At 45.1% G+C, this 14960-nt stretch carries 15 protein-coding genes and 1 pseudogene; 9 read left to right on the forward strand and 7 right to left on the reverse strand.

From position 1 onward, the window contains the following. From ACO0K1_RS18990 to ACO0K1_RS19015, 6 genes and pseudogenes are all read left to right on the forward strand, one after another. Window positions 1–116 (forward strand): annotated as a pseudogene (locus ACO0K1_RS18990) (IS30 family transposase); the annotation flags it as partial. Window positions 117–316: 200 nt separating this feature from the next. Further along, entirely contained in the window at window positions 317–1138 is an 822-nt protein-coding gene (locus ACO0K1_RS18995) for a substrate-binding periplasmic protein (RefSeq protein ID WP_423028598.1), read from the forward strand. A gap of 24 nt (window positions 1139–1162) precedes the next feature. After that, a complete protein-coding gene (locus ACO0K1_RS19000; protein ID WP_423028600.1) occupies window positions 1163–3160 on the forward strand; it encodes an ATP-binding protein in 1998 nt (665 codons plus the stop codon). A 70-nt stretch (window positions 3161–3230) separates the two neighbouring features. Further along, window positions 3231–3953, forward strand: coding sequence for a pseudouridine synthase (locus ACO0K1_RS19005; RefSeq protein ID WP_423028602.1), 723 nt, complete (start codon window positions 3231–3233; stop codon window positions 3951–3953). A gap of 138 nt (window positions 3954–4091) precedes the next feature. Further along, window positions 4092–4703 carry an AAA family ATPase gene (locus ACO0K1_RS19010; RefSeq protein ID WP_423028604.1) on the forward strand — a complete coding sequence of 204 codons (612 nt, stop codon included), beginning with the start codon at window positions 4092–4094 and terminating at the stop codon, window positions 4701–4703. Between the two features lie 170 nt (window positions 4704–4873). Then, on the forward strand, window positions 4874–5473 hold the full coding sequence (locus ACO0K1_RS19015; RefSeq protein WP_423028606.1) for a lysophospholipid acyltransferase family protein: 600 nt from the start codon (window positions 4874–4876) through the stop codon (window positions 5471–5473). Between the two features lie 125 nt (window positions 5474–5598). Here ACO0K1_RS19015 and ACO0K1_RS19020 read toward each other — a convergent pair whose 3' ends face one another. Further along, on the reverse strand, window positions 5599–6678 hold the full coding sequence (locus ACO0K1_RS19020; RefSeq protein WP_423028608.1) for an acyltransferase family protein: 1080 nt from the start codon (window positions 6676–6678) through the stop codon (window positions 5599–5601). Between the two features lie 311 nt (window positions 6679–6989). On the opposite strand from ACO0K1_RS19020, the gene ACO0K1_RS19025 reads away from it, so the two are divergent. Next, the gene (locus ACO0K1_RS19025; RefSeq protein WP_423028610.1) at window positions 6990–7226 is read left to right on the forward strand and encodes a hypothetical protein; all 237 of its coding nucleotides are present in this window, start codon (window positions 6990–6992) and stop codon (window positions 7224–7226) included. An 11-nt stretch (window positions 7227–7237) separates the two neighbouring features. Then, the gene (locus tag ACO0K1_RS19030; protein ID WP_423028612.1) at window positions 7238–7735 is read left to right on the forward strand and encodes a flagellar basal body-associated FliL family protein; all 498 of its coding nucleotides are present in this window, start codon (window positions 7238–7240) and stop codon (window positions 7733–7735) included. A gap of 285 nt (window positions 7736–8020) precedes the next feature. Here the strand turns inward: ACO0K1_RS19030 and ACO0K1_RS19035 are convergent, their stop codons facing one another. From ACO0K1_RS19035 to thiL, 3 genes are all read right to left on the reverse strand, one after another. After that, window positions 8021–8506 (reverse strand): CinA family protein, encoded by a 486-nt coding sequence (locus ACO0K1_RS19035; protein ID WP_423028614.1) that lies wholly within the window; start codon window positions 8504–8506, stop codon window positions 8021–8023. Window positions 8507–8635: 129 nt separating this feature from the next. Beyond that, on the reverse strand, window positions 8636–9139 hold the full coding sequence (locus ACO0K1_RS19040) for a phosphatidylglycerophosphatase A (RefSeq protein WP_423028616.1): 504 nt from the start codon (window positions 9137–9139) through the stop codon (window positions 8636–8638). A gap of 23 nt (window positions 9140–9162) precedes the next feature. Further along, window positions 9163–10131, reverse strand: coding sequence for a thiamine-phosphate kinase (gene thiL / locus ACO0K1_RS19045; RefSeq protein ID WP_423028618.1), 969 nt, complete (start codon window positions 10129–10131; stop codon window positions 9163–9165). 389 nt (window positions 10132–10520) lie between these two features. Between thiL and ACO0K1_RS19050 the strand changes: the two genes are divergently transcribed. Then, window positions 10521–12833: an NADP-dependent malic enzyme gene (locus ACO0K1_RS19050; protein WP_423028620.1), complete on the forward strand. Its 2313-nt coding sequence runs from the start codon at window positions 10521–10523 to the stop codon at window positions 12831–12833. Window positions 12834–12891: 58 nt separating this feature from the next. On the opposite strand, the gene ACO0K1_RS19055 is transcribed toward ACO0K1_RS19050, so the two are convergent. From ACO0K1_RS19055 to ACO0K1_RS19065, 3 genes are all read right to left on the reverse strand, one after another. Then, window positions 12892–13797: a 5'-nucleotidase gene (locus ACO0K1_RS19055; RefSeq protein ID WP_423028622.1), complete on the reverse strand. Its 906-nt coding sequence runs from the start codon at window positions 13795–13797 to the stop codon at window positions 12892–12894. A 74-nt stretch (window positions 13798–13871) separates the two neighbouring features. Beyond that, entirely contained in the window at window positions 13872–14522 is a 651-nt protein-coding gene (alkB, locus tag ACO0K1_RS19060; RefSeq protein ID WP_423028624.1) for a DNA oxidative demethylase AlkB, read from the reverse strand. Window positions 14523–14752: 230 nt separating this feature from the next. Beyond that, window positions 14753–14960, reverse strand: a 208-nt coding sequence (locus ACO0K1_RS19065; RefSeq protein WP_423028626.1) for a hypothetical protein, incomplete at its 5' end; no start/stop codon positions are given.

A 14960-nucleotide genomic window follows, 5' to 3' on the forward strand; every position in this document is an offset into this window, starting at 1 on the left:
GGGCGATGAACAGCTTAAATCATCGTCCCAGAAAATGTCTCGGCTTCAAAACGCCGCACCAAGTATTTATGAAGCAGTTACAATCGCATCAACATGTGGTTGCACTTCGAAATTGAATCCGCCAATCGATATCCGAAAAAAAATTCACTTTATTGTTTTTACATTGCATGTTTGAATTGGGACTCGTTGTGGATTGTTTTTCTCTGCGTCTTTAATCCAGTCATTTACTTTCCAATTTGAAATTGTTGCCTTGCCTAGTACAACTTGAGGCGTTAGACTGGTTCAAAATTTTTTCCCAAACAAAGAGGTCGTTTTAATGAGTCGCTATTTTAATGTTGCTTTGTTATTGCGTGTACTCGTGCCCTTTGTTTTATTGCTCAGTTCCTTGCTATGCGCATCAGCTCAGGCTGACGACATATGTAAAAAATTAACGGCCACTGGCAATCCGGAATATCCGCCATTTCTGTGGCGCGACGCACAAGATGAAAATCATTTAATCGGCGCCAATGCGGAGCTCATGCAGGCGCTGTCAAAAGAAATCGGTGTTCCTATCGAGGTTAAGTATATGGGGCCGTGGGCGAGAGTCCAGGAGGAGGCCAAATTAGGTCATGTTGATTTAATTGCGGGTGCTTTTTTTACGTTGCCCCGACTTGATTACATGGACTATTTTTATCCTGCCTTTCGCGAAACACGCACTGCTATCTGGACAAAAAAAGAGAGCAAACTGGTATATCGAAAATGGAGTGACCTGTTAGGAAAAAATGGTATCACGGTCATCAATAACAGTTTTGGCGAAGACTTTGATCGCTACGCAAAAGAGTCGCTTAAAATTGTGACGGTTTCAAGCTTAGAACAGGCGCTTGTGATGTTGAATTTATCACGCGCTCAATATTTGATTTACGAAGAAGATCCTGGACTTGCTTACGTTTCAAAATTGAACATGAAGGATCTTAAGACAATGCCAACGGCAGTGGCTAACGAAAATTTGTATTTGACAATGTCCTACAAATCTCCATGCAATACCCCTGACATGCGCGGACGGATTTCCAAAGCTTTATATAACCTGGACAAGCAGGGTCTCATGAATAAACTGGTGGCATCTCATATTCAATTATGGCGTAAGCAGCAGTCTAAATAGCGGGGTTGGCGTTTGAGGTTCATTTTGCGAAAACTTTCATTAAGGCAGATTTCTATCCTAGGCGTTGCGCTTGGCATCCTTTTGCCAGCGATGGTGTTCGGTTACTTTATGACCGTGTCGAGATACGAGCGTGAGTTGCAACTGCGTATTCGTGGACCGATGGTACAAAATGCCGACATGTTGGCTAAAGCGATGGAAGTGCCATTGTGGAACGTCGATAAAGAAGTCAGTAAGCAGTTTGTGCAAGCTGTCATGCGTAATCGCGAAGTCGTTAGCGTTGTCGTTACTGATGAATCTGGAAATATTTTTGTACGCAGTGACAAGGTACGTAAAGCCAGTGCAAGTGTCTTAACAGAAAAGCGTCGCATTCGCCTTGATGACAAAGTCATTGGTGAAGTTAAATTGGAACTCACGACAGAATATGTCGATCGTGATTTGTTAGACGATATCTATAAACTGGCGGCAGGTCTTATTGCGCAGGTCATTTTTTCTTTCGGACTGATCTGGTTTTTATTTGATCGCCGTATCGTCCGTCCCATTCAAATTCTACAGACCGCCACTGCAAGACTCGCAAGTGGGAAGCTGGATCAACCATTGGCATGGCAACGCCATGATGAACTTGGAAATTTAGCGCATGGTTTAAATCAGATGCGCCTTAATCTTGGCGAACTCATTTCTGAAAGAGAACAGCAAAACATTGTCTTGCAACAGGAACTCAAAGAACGTTTAAGAGTTGAGCAAGCGTTGCGTGATACGGAAGAAAAATTCATTGCGATTTTTCAAGCTTCGCCAGTCGCAATGAGTGTTTCACGTAAGAGTAATCACTACCGGATTGTGGACGTCAATGACGCGTGGGTCAGGCAATTCACATGGTCTGCAGATGTCATCTTAAGTAATCTCGATATCCAGGAAAATTTATGGCGTAATCCTGATGACTATGTGCAGGCGTTACGTCTTTTGGAAAGAGATGGCGAGTTGCAAGCGTTCGAAACTTGGTTACGCTGCGGTACAGCCGATAAGATATTGCTGTGCCAGATATCTGGACGACTAATCCGGATTGGTGACGAACCCTTACTTATTTTGGTGCAAGAAGACATTACTGAAAAGCGCCAAAATGAGAGAGATATACTCAACATGAATGTGACGCTCGAACGGCGCGTTTCAGAGCGTACCCATGAGCTGGAAGAGGCAAACAGCGAACTCACCGTTGTGCTGGAAAATTTACAACGGGCACAACAAGAATTGCTTAGAACCGAAAAAATGGCAGCATTAGGCTCGTTGGTCGCGGGGGTTGCGCATGAACTTAACACGCCAATCGGTACTAGCGTCACTGTTGCCAGTACGTTGCAGCAGCAAACGGATGAAATTTTGCTGCAATTTAGTCAAGGTTTGCGAAAATCAGCATTGGAAGAATATTTTAAAAATGCCAAATTAGGTACCGACTTACTGCTGCGAAATTTGAGTAAGGCGTCAGAACTGGTGACCAGCTTTAAACAAGTTGCCGTCGACCGGACCAGTGCTAACCGACGCGTGTTTGCGCTCAATGAAATGATCAATGAACTGATCACTACATTGGGCCCCATGATACGGAAAACCAAACACGAAGTGATCTCCGATATTCCGGAAAAAATGATGATGGATAGTTACCCGGGCGCCTTGGGGCAAGTAATGACGAATCTGATTAATAATGCGTTCATACATGCTTTTGACGGTGAGGGCAGAGGGACGGTCACGATCACGGCGCGGTTTTTTGATGTTGACAACCTAGAAATGGTGGTGCGTGATAACGGCAAGGGTATTGCACCAGCAAACCTGGGGCGTATTTTTGATCCGTTTTTTACAACGCGTTTAGGGCAAGGTGGGAGTGGTTTAGGTTTAAACATCGTTTATAACTTAGTCAAAGATGTGCTGGGCGGTGACATTGCTGTCCGAAGTTATTTGGGGCGAGGAACCACATTTACCATTGTTTTGCCACGTTCTGCAAAAATGATCGAAAACAAAGTGCCGATATCAAACGCATAAATTCACCCTGTCCACCGATTTGCCCTGCACAGACTAGCTTTCTCCAGGCTTGTTCTGCTAGAGTTGCAGTATGAGTAAATTATCTTTAGATCGCATCCTGCAGTCGCAGGGCTTTGGTTCACGTAAATATTGCCGTGAACTGGTTTCGGATGGCGAGGTGAGTATCGCTGGCGATGTCGTTGACAACTATAAAGAGGCGATAGAAACAGAGGGTTTGACGTTTCGCATCTTTGACGAAGATTGGGTATATCGTGAGCATATTTACATTGCGCTCAACAAACCCGCCAATTTTGAATGTTCGCGCAAACCCAGCCATCATCCTGGCGTATTAACCTTGTTACCAGAGCAATTTAGTTGGCGCGATGTGCAACCAGTAGGTCGCTTAGATCATGATACAACCGGCATGTTATTGATGTCAGATGACGGTCCGTTTATTCATGCACAATCTTCGCCCAAACGCCATATTCCTAAAGTGTATCAGGCGACGACAGCAGAACCAGTGACTGACGACTTGGTTAATGCGCTATTGAGCGGTGTGCAATTACATGATGAACCAGCGCCGTTGGCAGCGCAGTGGTGTCGCCAATTGGATACGAATTTGATAGAAATCGTGCTCGAACAAGGCAAATATCATCAGGTAAAGCGTATGCTGGCAGCAGCAGGAAATCATTGTGCAGCGCTTCAACGAACCGCCATCGGGCAGCTTACATTGAGTTCTTTGCAACTGGCTGAAGGTGAATGGTGCTACCTCAGCGCTGAGCAAATGGCGTTGTTGGTGGCGACGGATCATTGATAGTAAGTAGTGAGTAACCGTCACGATACGTCACTGGTTGGGCTACAAGTTCACGACAGTTTTTAATATTTTCCAGAAACGAGCCAAAAGCTAAAAAAATCGAAATACTTTGTTTCAATATATTTGGGGAACGTTGGTATGCCGGTCATTGTTGTTGCCAATCCTAAGGGTGGCGTAGGTAAAAGTACTTTTGCCACGAATCTGGCGGGCTATTTTGCTGCCCAGGGACATAAAGTAATGCTGGGTGATATTGATGCTCAGCAGTCTTCTCGCACTTGGTTGGCATTGCGGCCTGCCCATTTTCCAACGATCTCTGCTTGGGAAATCGATGCGAATGCGATTGCTAAGCCACCAAAAGGGACCACCCATGTCGTCTTGGATACGCCTGCAGGGCTCAAAGGTAACAAGCTGGATGCTGTTTTAAAATTGGCAGATAAGGTCGTTGTTCCTCTGCAGCCTTCTATTTTTGATATTTTGGCAACTGAAGAATTCTTAAAAAAGCTGGCGAAACGTGAACAAACCTGTGACGTTGGTATTCTGGGGATGCGTGTTAATGCCCGCAGTCGCGCAGCGGATCAACTGACACATTACGTTGAACAATTAGGGCTGCCAGTTCTCGGCTACTTGCGTGATACGCAAAACTACATTCAACTTGCCGCGCATGGTGCTACGTTATGGGATGTTCCGCCATCGCGCGTCGAAAAAGACTTGCCACAATGGAATGATCTACTCAAGTGGATTAGTAAATAAAAAACGCGGTTTTGGGCTATATTTTGATTATTTTTTCAAATATTGCGCCGTCTCAAAGAAATAGTTTCCGCCTTTCAAGATATCTCCCTATAATGCCGTCTCGTTCTGAAACGGAGAGAATTTGTCTTCAATCTGAGTGAATTTCTCTTTTTATATCAAAGATTTATGGCATGCATTTAACTATTTTTGAGACCCCGATAATAAATACATTGGCACGCTGGATATCCGTTGCCATTTTGCGTCTGCTCGGGTGGCGTATTGAGGGTTCGGCCCCGACTGAACAAAAATATGTGTTGATCGCCGCGCCGCATACTAGTAACTGGGATTTTCCTTACACGCTCATGGTGTGCTTTGCGTTAAGGCTACGCGTTTATTGGATGGGTAAGGCGAGTTTGTTCCCACCAGTGTTGGGACACATTATGCATTGGCTCGGCGGGATCGCTGTCGACCGTAGTCGTTCAGGTAATTTGGTGCAAAGTACGATTGATGCATTTCAGGAAAGCCAGCGTCTGACTGTGATTGTGCCACCTGAAGGTACCCGCGGAAAAGTAAGTCACTGGAAAACTGGTTTTTATTACATTGCCTTGGGGGCTGGGGTACCAATTGCACTTGGGTATCTTGATTTTTCACGCAAAGCAGGAGGCATCGGCAAAATGTTTACACCGACTGGCGACCTGGAAGCTGACATGGAAGAAATCAAGCAGTTTTATAGTGGTGTTCGCGGTAAACATCCACAGCAATTTGACGCCGATAAAATTCAGGTTAAATGAGCAATTCTTAATTTGCCGACACCCCGACACGATTAATAAGAAAACGCCCTGACTTCAAGCGCAATACGGAAGTCAGGGCGTTTTACATTTGATATTGATATTGATATTGAGAGAAATGATCTCTTTTATTCGACCGTTACTGGTTTTTCAGGTAATGGTGTCGCTTTGTTCGCCGTTACGTGCCTGGACTGGCGTACCAATAGCCAAGTCATCGGTTCTAAAATAAATTTCTGCGTCAGTAATTCGCAATATGGATGAGCGGCAGCTAAAACAATCAACCCGCTACAAAATAGAGACATTGTCAGCCGCGCTAAGGGCTGCATGTGCAGGATAGTCGCTAAGAGTCCTGTTGCTTGCAAAATAATCAATGCCATGCCATGCCATAGAAAAACGTAAATAGATTGTTTACCTATTCTTGCCAGTCCCCAATCCCAGCGGCTTAACAGATATAGAATCGCGATTCCAAGGATACTTGACACGGTATATTGCAATAATTGATACAAGGAACCAATCAGGTTCGCCATACCCAGTCGTTGCAAGGAGAAGCTACCATACAGCCATCTGTAATCAAACAATGGCGGTAAACACAACGAGGCAATTATTGCCAGAGCAACGATTGCAAAGGACAGACTAATGTAGCGTAGGTTATTTTTTGTCGAGGAAAACAGTTCTGGACCTAAGACAGAGCCGATCAAAAAATATGGAAATAACATTAGTGTGCGCGAACTGCTAAGTAAGTAACCTGTGTGCTCGGAATAGCTAGTCAACATCGCAAGGGCTACCGCCAGCATGACTGGAAATTGCAATTTTGAGAATAAAGGTAGCATTAAACGCCAGCACAGTAAGCTCATCAGATACCACAACATCCAGTATGGGGCGATTAAGCCAGCGTAAACGCTAAACTTTCCCATTAAAAAATACTCAGTGCATTCATAGAGCAACTCAAACCCGACTAAGGGCGCAACAATATTTTTTATCAGTTGTATTGACTGCTTGTCATCCAATGAAACTTTAGAAAATATGCCAGACACCATTGCAAACATTGGCATATGAAAGGCGTAAATAAAAATCCAGATAGGACGTAAGAAGTTATCGTTGGCGATATGCAACTCAATAAAATGTCCGAAGACAACTAAAAATATCAGCACCCCTTTGATATTATCTAAGGCGGAATTTCTGCTAATGGGAGGGACGGTGGGAGACATTACGTAGTGCGACTAGTGAATAAAAAAACAGCACATGATAAGCCAAACTAGGGTGCGCATAGTATTCTTACTTTGTAACGATATGCTTGCATGTTGACTTTTGTTGGCTCGCGACGACACAACTTGCCTGCTGAATCTCATCAGTGTCAGGTTAATCGATGAACACCATGCACACAGATTCGCTACACGTATTATGCGAGATGACGAAAACAAATTTATAAAAGTTTCATTTGAGAAATATTTTTGGTGATAAATAGATAGTGGGTTACAATTCGACATTGGATTAATTATTCAATTGAAAATTGAAATTTATGCCGAACGATCAGAATAAAGCTAGCTTATTGAGTTCGCAATTGGATTTTGAACGGGTGAATATCGCACCCTCCAAACCAAATGCGCCGGATTTTTTTGACCTCGAATTTGATTCTGATCCAGATTTACTTGAAGCCTATTTACCTTCGCCGGCGTTACCAGAGAATGAAACGATCAATTCTGACCAGGCTCCTCTGCACCTCCAGCGCCAGGATTATCTGATCAGCAACCGGTAGTGGCGAGTTCGTTGTCTAATAATGCCTCTGCGGCAGATCCAATTACTGCCGACAAATCTGCTGGTTCGCAAAAATCCACGCTTTCAAACAAGAAAAAAAATAGCACTAAAAATGATAAATTTGCGTTTTATGCAGCGGTTATTGCATTGTGTGGATTTTTAGTCGTTTTTGCGGTTATTTTCTATATCAGAGTGATCGACGACAAAGGCGATACGCCAAGCTACCTTACCTTGCCGGAGGCAGTCGTTAATCTTGACGGTCAGGTAATGCGCATTAAGGTGACAGTGCAGGTTCAGAGAGCCGATCGTGAATGGCTTGCGTCTCATAAAGCGGATTTGATACAGCTGTTTCCAATTGTGGTGACGAAAATTAATCCCGATGATCTGCATACGGAACAAGGATTCGATCAGGTACGTGAAAGATTAAGGTCTGATCTGAACCACGAAATGAATACCGATAAAATTCAATCGATATTGATGGATCAATTGTTAACGCAGACCCGAGAGTAAGCGTTAATGGATAAAAATCCTCTTCGCCTATCGTGACCTTGACCTTCATTTTCTTGAAGACAAGGGCAATATTTCCTTAAATTGTCTGAAAATAGACTGAAATAGTCGACTACGTGGAAGTCTTGTTGATTTCTTGTCGAATTCTTGGTGCCTTCTTTGCGTCTTATTGGTGCCCATACATGAAACCCCTGGAATTTTAATCAAATTCCAGGGGTTTCGAAAAAAATCAACGACATCTTCTGCATGGCAAAGAGAGGTAAATTCAACCGCTCTTTATCGACCTTGTTATAGCTCGCGCAAGTATTTTAATAACTTATTTAAAGCGTGAATGATTGTTTGTTCACGTACTACGCGTCGGTCACCCGCAAATACCAGGCGTTCAGTATGCGTGATACCGCCAACTTTCCAGCCAAAGCATACCGTTCCAACTGGTTTCCCCGGAACGGCACCAGTAGGCCCCGCAATGCCTGTCGTGGACAATGAGACCTTGGCTTCTGAATTCGCAATGGCGCTTTCGGCCATGGCGGCGGCAATTTCTTCACTGACTGCACCATGCTGTGCAATGAGTGCAGCAGGAATATCGAGTAATTCTGTTTTGGACGAGTTGGAGTAACTCACAAAGCCGCAATCGAACCATTCGGACGAACCTGCGACTTCAGTAATTGCATAGGCAACACCACCACCGGTGCACGACTCGGCAACTGCCAGCAAGAGCTTTTTTGACTTCAGTTCTACACCGATCTGTGTTGCGAGTTCAATAGCATTTTGCATGATGTCTCTCCTGTCATTTTTTTGTTTGATTTTACTCAAATTGGTAAATCACTTTACCATCATGCATCAGCCATTTGAAGTCTTGTCTCGAAGAATAATGTAATTCTCACGTAGATTTATTCCTCGTCGTTAACTTTGCTGCAAATGCTGCCACAAAGCGAAGCTCAATAAGGTAAAAAATGCGGCCACAATGTCATCAAACATGACACCGAATCCGCCTTTAAATCGCTGATCGAAGTAACGAATCGGTGGCGGCTTGACCATGTCAAAAAAACGAAATACCACAAACGCCCAACACTGCGTTTTCAGATCCGCAGGCATGATCAACAGCAGAACTAGCCAAAAAGCGATAATTTCATCCCAGACCATGCTTCCGTGATCCGGCGATCCCATGTTTTTTCCTGTGATGTGACATGCCCAGACACCAACAAAAAAACCGACCAGGATAATTGCAAACCAGTGCGATACAGTAAAAAAAGCGGGCCATCGTTGCGTAAATAAATCAAACATCAGCCAGCCCAATAAAGTTCCGCTGGTACCAGGCATGATCCTTGATAATCCGCTACCGAACCCCTGTGCCAGAATATGCGCGGGGTGGCTAAGCATGAATTTTGCAGTAGGTTTAATTGTCATTACACGCCGAATATGTCTGATTTTTATGGTGTGGTGAAATGGTCGAACGATTGTAACGAGAGTTTGATGTCATTTCCATCTTCGTCTAAAAAACGTAGTCCAGGTTGCGCATCAATTTGCCCTACACGGGTCACAACGGTATGTGCTTTTGCCGCCGCAGCGATGACCTTTACCCGATTTTCTGGGCGCGCGGTGAAACACAATTCATAGTCGTCGCCACCAGCGAGAGTGAATTGTCTCCGCAGCGCCTGAGGGAAACCCTGTAACACGGGGCCGGCCGGCATGGCATCGATCAACAGTGTGGCGCCCACATTGGAGCCTTTCAAAATATGCCCCAAATCGCCAACCAGACCATCTGAAATGTCTAAGGCCGCATGCGCAATACCACGCAAAGCCATACCCAAGGCGATACGTGGGGTGGGCTGGTGCATACGTCTGGCTGCTTGCAGTTGATCTTCTGTGCTTAATTCCAATTCTCGCCAGTAACCAGCTAGTGCTAAGCGTGCATCGCCAAGGTTACCTGAGATCCAAATATCATCACCGACCTTCGCAGCGTCCCGGCGCAACGCTGTTTGGGGAGGTAATTCGCCAAAAATAGTGATACAGATATTTAACGGGCCTTTGGTTGTGTCGCCGCCAATGAGGCGGCACTGGTGTTCTTCGGCCAACGCGAATAAACCCTGAGAAAATTTTTCTAGCCAGTTGGCGTTGGCTTCTGGTAATGAAAAAGCCAAGGTAAAGCCGATAGGCTTAGCCCCCATAGCGGCGAGGTCAGATAAATTTACAGCGAGACATTTATGCCCCAATGTAAGCGGATCTGCATCGAGGAAAAAATGACGACCTGACACTAGCATGTCGCTGGATATTGCCATTTGCATACCAGGGGTAACATTCAGCAATGCGCAATCATCGCCAATGCCTAGCGCAAGATGTTCGTCGGTGGTAGTGTGGCGCGTGAAGTAGCGCTTAATTAAGTCAAATTCAGAGAGCATGCGGGCATTGTACTCGCGAGAGCGGCCATGTCCAGCTGGCAGCACAATGATTTAAAAAGTCATTTCATTTTTAGGGTTTACGCAAAGATGGTTTATCGACACCAGTTGTAGATGATGCTTTAATCGCGCTTTCCTTTTGGGTCAACACGTCTTTTGTGTCTGAAGATGCTAGAACAAGCTCTTCTACAGTGTGATAATCAATAACAATCAATAACAATCAATAATTTTCCAAGATGCTTTTTATGTGTAATTTGATAACTCGATGTATATTCTTATGCACGAAAAGCATAGAAGTCGTACAAATACGTATAAATTTAGAAGATTCACTCTGATAGAATCACCAACCAACGTCAGTTTTCTGTAAGCAAAATATATAAAAGGCCTATTACATGGATTCGTCAGCAGATCAAAAAGAGCAAATACGTCAACAATTACGCCATGCGGCACTCGAATATCACGAGTTCCCGACGCCGGGTAAAATCAGCGTCACGCCGACTAAGCAATTGACAAACCAACGTGATCTGGCGCTCGCGTATTCTCCCGGTGTTGCTGCGCCGTGCGAAGAAATCGTTGCTGATCCTGCGGCCGCATTTAAATATACTGCGCGCGGCAATCTGGTTGGCGTGATTACCAACGGTACAGCCGTATTGGGTTTGGGAAATATTGGGCCTTTGGCATCCAAGCCTGTAATGGAAGGTAAAGGCGTACTGTTCAAAAAATTTGCCGGTATCGATGTGTTCGATATCGAGATCAATGAACCTGATCCTGACAAACTTGTCGATATTATTGCTTCTTTAGAGCCTACGTTCGGTGGTATCAATCTGGAAGATATCAAAGCGCCTGAATGTTTCTATATCGAACGTAAATTGCGTGAACGCATGAGAATTCCAGTCTTCCATGACGATCAGCATGGCACGGCGATTATCGTTGGTGCGGCGATTATGAATGGCCTGAAAGTCGTCCAGAAAGATATCAAAACGGCTAAATTAGTGGTTTCTGGCGCGGGCGCTGCAGCCTTGGCTTGTTTGGATCTGATTGTGGATCTGGGTTTTCCTATCGAAAACATCTACGTGACTGATCTGGCTGGTGTGGTCTATAAAGGTCGCACGGAGTTAATGGATCCGGACAAAGAGCGTTTTGCGCAAGAGACTTCCGCCCGGAGTTTGCGTGAGGTAATTCCCGGTGCGGATATTTTCCTGGGCTTATCGGCAGCTGGCGTGCTGAAATCAGACATGGTTGCGCAAATGGCTGACCGTCCGCTGATTTTGGCATTGGCGAACCCGACACCAGAAATTTTACCTGAGGAAGTTAAAGCAGTGCGCGACGACGCTGTGATGGCGACCGGACGCTCAGATTTTCCGAATCAGGTGAATAACGTCTTGTGCTTCCCGTATATTTTCCGTGGCGCTTTGGACTGTGGCGCGACAACAATTACCCGCGAAATGGAAATTGCGGTTGTTCACGCGATCGCTGAGTTGGCACAGGCGGAACAATCAGACGTCGTTGCGTCTGCTTACGGCATCAGTAATTTGTCATTTGGCCCTGAATATCTGATCCCTAAACCATTTGATCCGCGTCTGATGATCAAAATCGCCCCGGCCGTTGCCAAGGCGGCGGAAGAATGCGGTGTGGCAGCGCGTCCGATCAAGGATATGCAAGCCTATGTAGAAAAATTGCAGCAGTTTGTGTACCACAGTGGCACATTCATGAAGCCGCTGTTCCAAATTGCTAAAAAAGCACCGATGGAACGTAAGCGTATCGTCTTTGCGGAAGGTGAAGAAGAACGTGTATTGCGTGCGGTACAAGTTATTGTCGACGAAAAACTGGCGGCGCCGATTTTGGTTGGTCGACCACATATTCTCGAACAACGCATAGAAAAATTCGGTTTGCGTCTGCGTCCTGACATTGACTTCAAAGTGATTAATCCAGAGTTCGATCCACGCTATCGTGAGTACTGGCAAACCTACTACCAAATGACTTGCCGTAAAGGCGTCACTGAGCAATATGCGAAGTTGGAAATGCGTCGTCGCCATTCATTGATTGGCGCCATGATGATCCATAAGGGCGATGCTGACGGTATGATTTGTGGCACATTTGGTACTACAGGTTTGCACTTGAATTACATCAATCAGGTTCTGGGTAAGCGGGACGGCGTGAATGTCTACGCAGCGATGAATGGCCTGGTATTGCCGGATCGTCAGTTGGTGTTGGTAGATACACATGTGAACGAAAATCCGACGGCAGAACAAATTGCAGAAATCACGATTTTGGCTGCTGAAGAAATGCGTCGTTTCGGTTTGTTGCCAAAAGCAGCGTTGCTTTCACATTCTAATTTTGGCTCGAGCAATAGCGAATCCGCACAAAAAATGCGTGCAGCATTAGCGATCATTCAACGCGATGCGCCGGACTTGGAAGTTGATGGAGAAATGCATGGCGATACGGCATTAGATGCATCGTATCGTAAAAAAATGATGCCAAATTCCAACCTCAAAGGGGATGCGAATTTGTTAGTCATGCCAAATATTGACGCAGCGAACATCGCGTACAATTTATTAAAAACGACGGCTGGTAATAACGTAGCGATTGGACCGATTTTATTAGGTTGTGCAAAACCAGTTCATATTTTGACGCCATCAGCAACGGTGCGTCGAATCGTTAATATGACGGCCTTGTGCGTCGTTGATGTGGTAGCGCAGCGCTAATCCATACGCGGTTCCGATAAAAAAAGCCGGAGATGCACCAGCACTCCGGTTTTTTTATTTAGTTGGATTGTTTAATCGGCACACGGCCCGTTGGCACGACACCCGATGCTTTGATGCAGTGACCATGCTGGTCATCAAAAAACATATGTGGCTTAAAAGCAGAGAGAACAGCAGATTTATTCACGCCACCCATAAAGAATGTCTCGTCGATAGCAATGTCCCACGCGCGCAATGTGCGAATGACCCTTTCATGTGCTGGTGATGCGCGGGCGGTAACTAAAGCAGTTCGTAACGGGAACGCACGCCCGTCGGGTGCTTTGAAATGATTTTGCAAATAGGACAAAGATCTGAGTAGTCTGGCAAACGGTCCGTCAGGCAGCGTTTTTTTCGCATTTTCGCGTTCATGCGACTCAAAGGCTTCTACACCATATTGTTGGTAAATACGTTCGGATTCATCAGAAAATAGTACAGCATCGCCATCAAACGCGATACGAATTTGCTCCATATCCGCGGCATTAGGTGGCATAGGGTAAAGCATGGCTGATGCAACGCCCGAATTGATGGCCGCCTGAACATCATCTTCGTGTAATGACAAAAACAGACTGACATTAAATGCATTTAGATAGGGCGCAAGTGATGCGCCACCGGAAAGTGCCGCCCGTGTAATATCCAGACCGTAATGCTGAATCGAATTGAAGATGCGCAAAGATGTTTCCGACGAGTTGCGTGACATAACGAGCACTTCGACCATTTTTTGCCCGGGTATTAACGTATTGAGCTTTAACAGTGCTTTGACGAGTGCATAACCAGCGCCTGGTTGCAGGATAGTGTTTTCATTAGCAAGTTGATGCTGTCGAAAAGCATCGAGACCCTGTTCCTGAAAAATTGCGTCCTCCGCCTCAAGATCGAAGAGGGCGCGGGATGAGATACCAATGACTAACAAGTGATCAAGTGACACGCTCATGAATTTTTCTTTGTTGGTTAAAAATTGCAGTAGTTAATAGATCTGAGATCTAGTACAAGAGACCTCGTCTTGGCTCACATAGCGCGTCTGAATGTCAGATTGATGCGTTGTGTGCCGATTAATGGATGGGGTTGCCGTTTGACTGATAGTACGCCGTGAAAAAGCAAGCGTGCATCACCACCCCATACTAATACGTCGCCGTGTTCTAGCGTTACACGGCTTAGCTTATCATTACGTTGCAATCCACCAAAGACAAATACGGCAGGCATTCCTAATGAAACAGAGACAATCGGTTGTGTAAAATCGGCTTCGTCTTTGTCCTGATGTAAAGATAGTTTGGTTTCTGGCAGATAGCGATTGATCAGGCAACTATCTGGGTTGAAGTTGCTGTAGCCGGAAAGCTTCGCTGCGTCTGTCGCCAATTCTCTGAATTTTTCAGGCATTGGTGGCCACTTAGCTTTCGTCTGTGGATCTAATGGCGTGTAGCGATAGCCTCGTACGTCGGAAATCAAACCAACTTCACCACAACTTGTATTGTGGACGGCAATACTACGGCCACCTGGTGTTTTCATTTGCCGCAAAGGTGATTGTTGATAAATCGAATCCAAGCATCTCATGAGCGTTTTAACGTGTGGAAGCGCATATCGGTGCAATAGTATTGCACCGGGAAACAGTTCTTCAATCCAGGGGGCGCTATCTTCTTCGTCAAAAAGTGAATAATTCACGGCAGTTGATTTAATAGTGATGCTGTTACAGAAAATGAATAACTAAAACTGTATTCGTCAGGTTGTCAGATGTAGATTGTAGCCTTTAGCGGAAAAAATGATTGGCGAGTCGCTCAAGATTTTCAGTAGTTCATTGAATCAACGAATCAATGAACTCTTGCTAAGGTTTATATTATTTTCAAAATACATCTTGCACCATACCAGTTAACTTTGCTATAGTTCGCCTCCCGCTAAAACGGGAAGTAAGAAGAAAGCAGCAGCCAGGAAACTCCGGCGGTTTGATTTGATGAAGTTGGCGCGAAAGCGACAAGATCTGCATAAGATGCATCGAAACGAACAGCAAAAGCAGCAAGGGAGTTGACAGGGTAAATAAAGTGCTGCATAATATCGCTTCTCTGCTGCAAACGAACACAACGCTTCGTTGCTAAATCAGGTAAA

This window comes from Undibacterium sp. SXout20W, from assembly GCF_049340285.1.
Classification (GTDB): Bacteria; Pseudomonadota; Gammaproteobacteria; order Burkholderiales; family Burkholderiaceae_D; genus Undibacterium.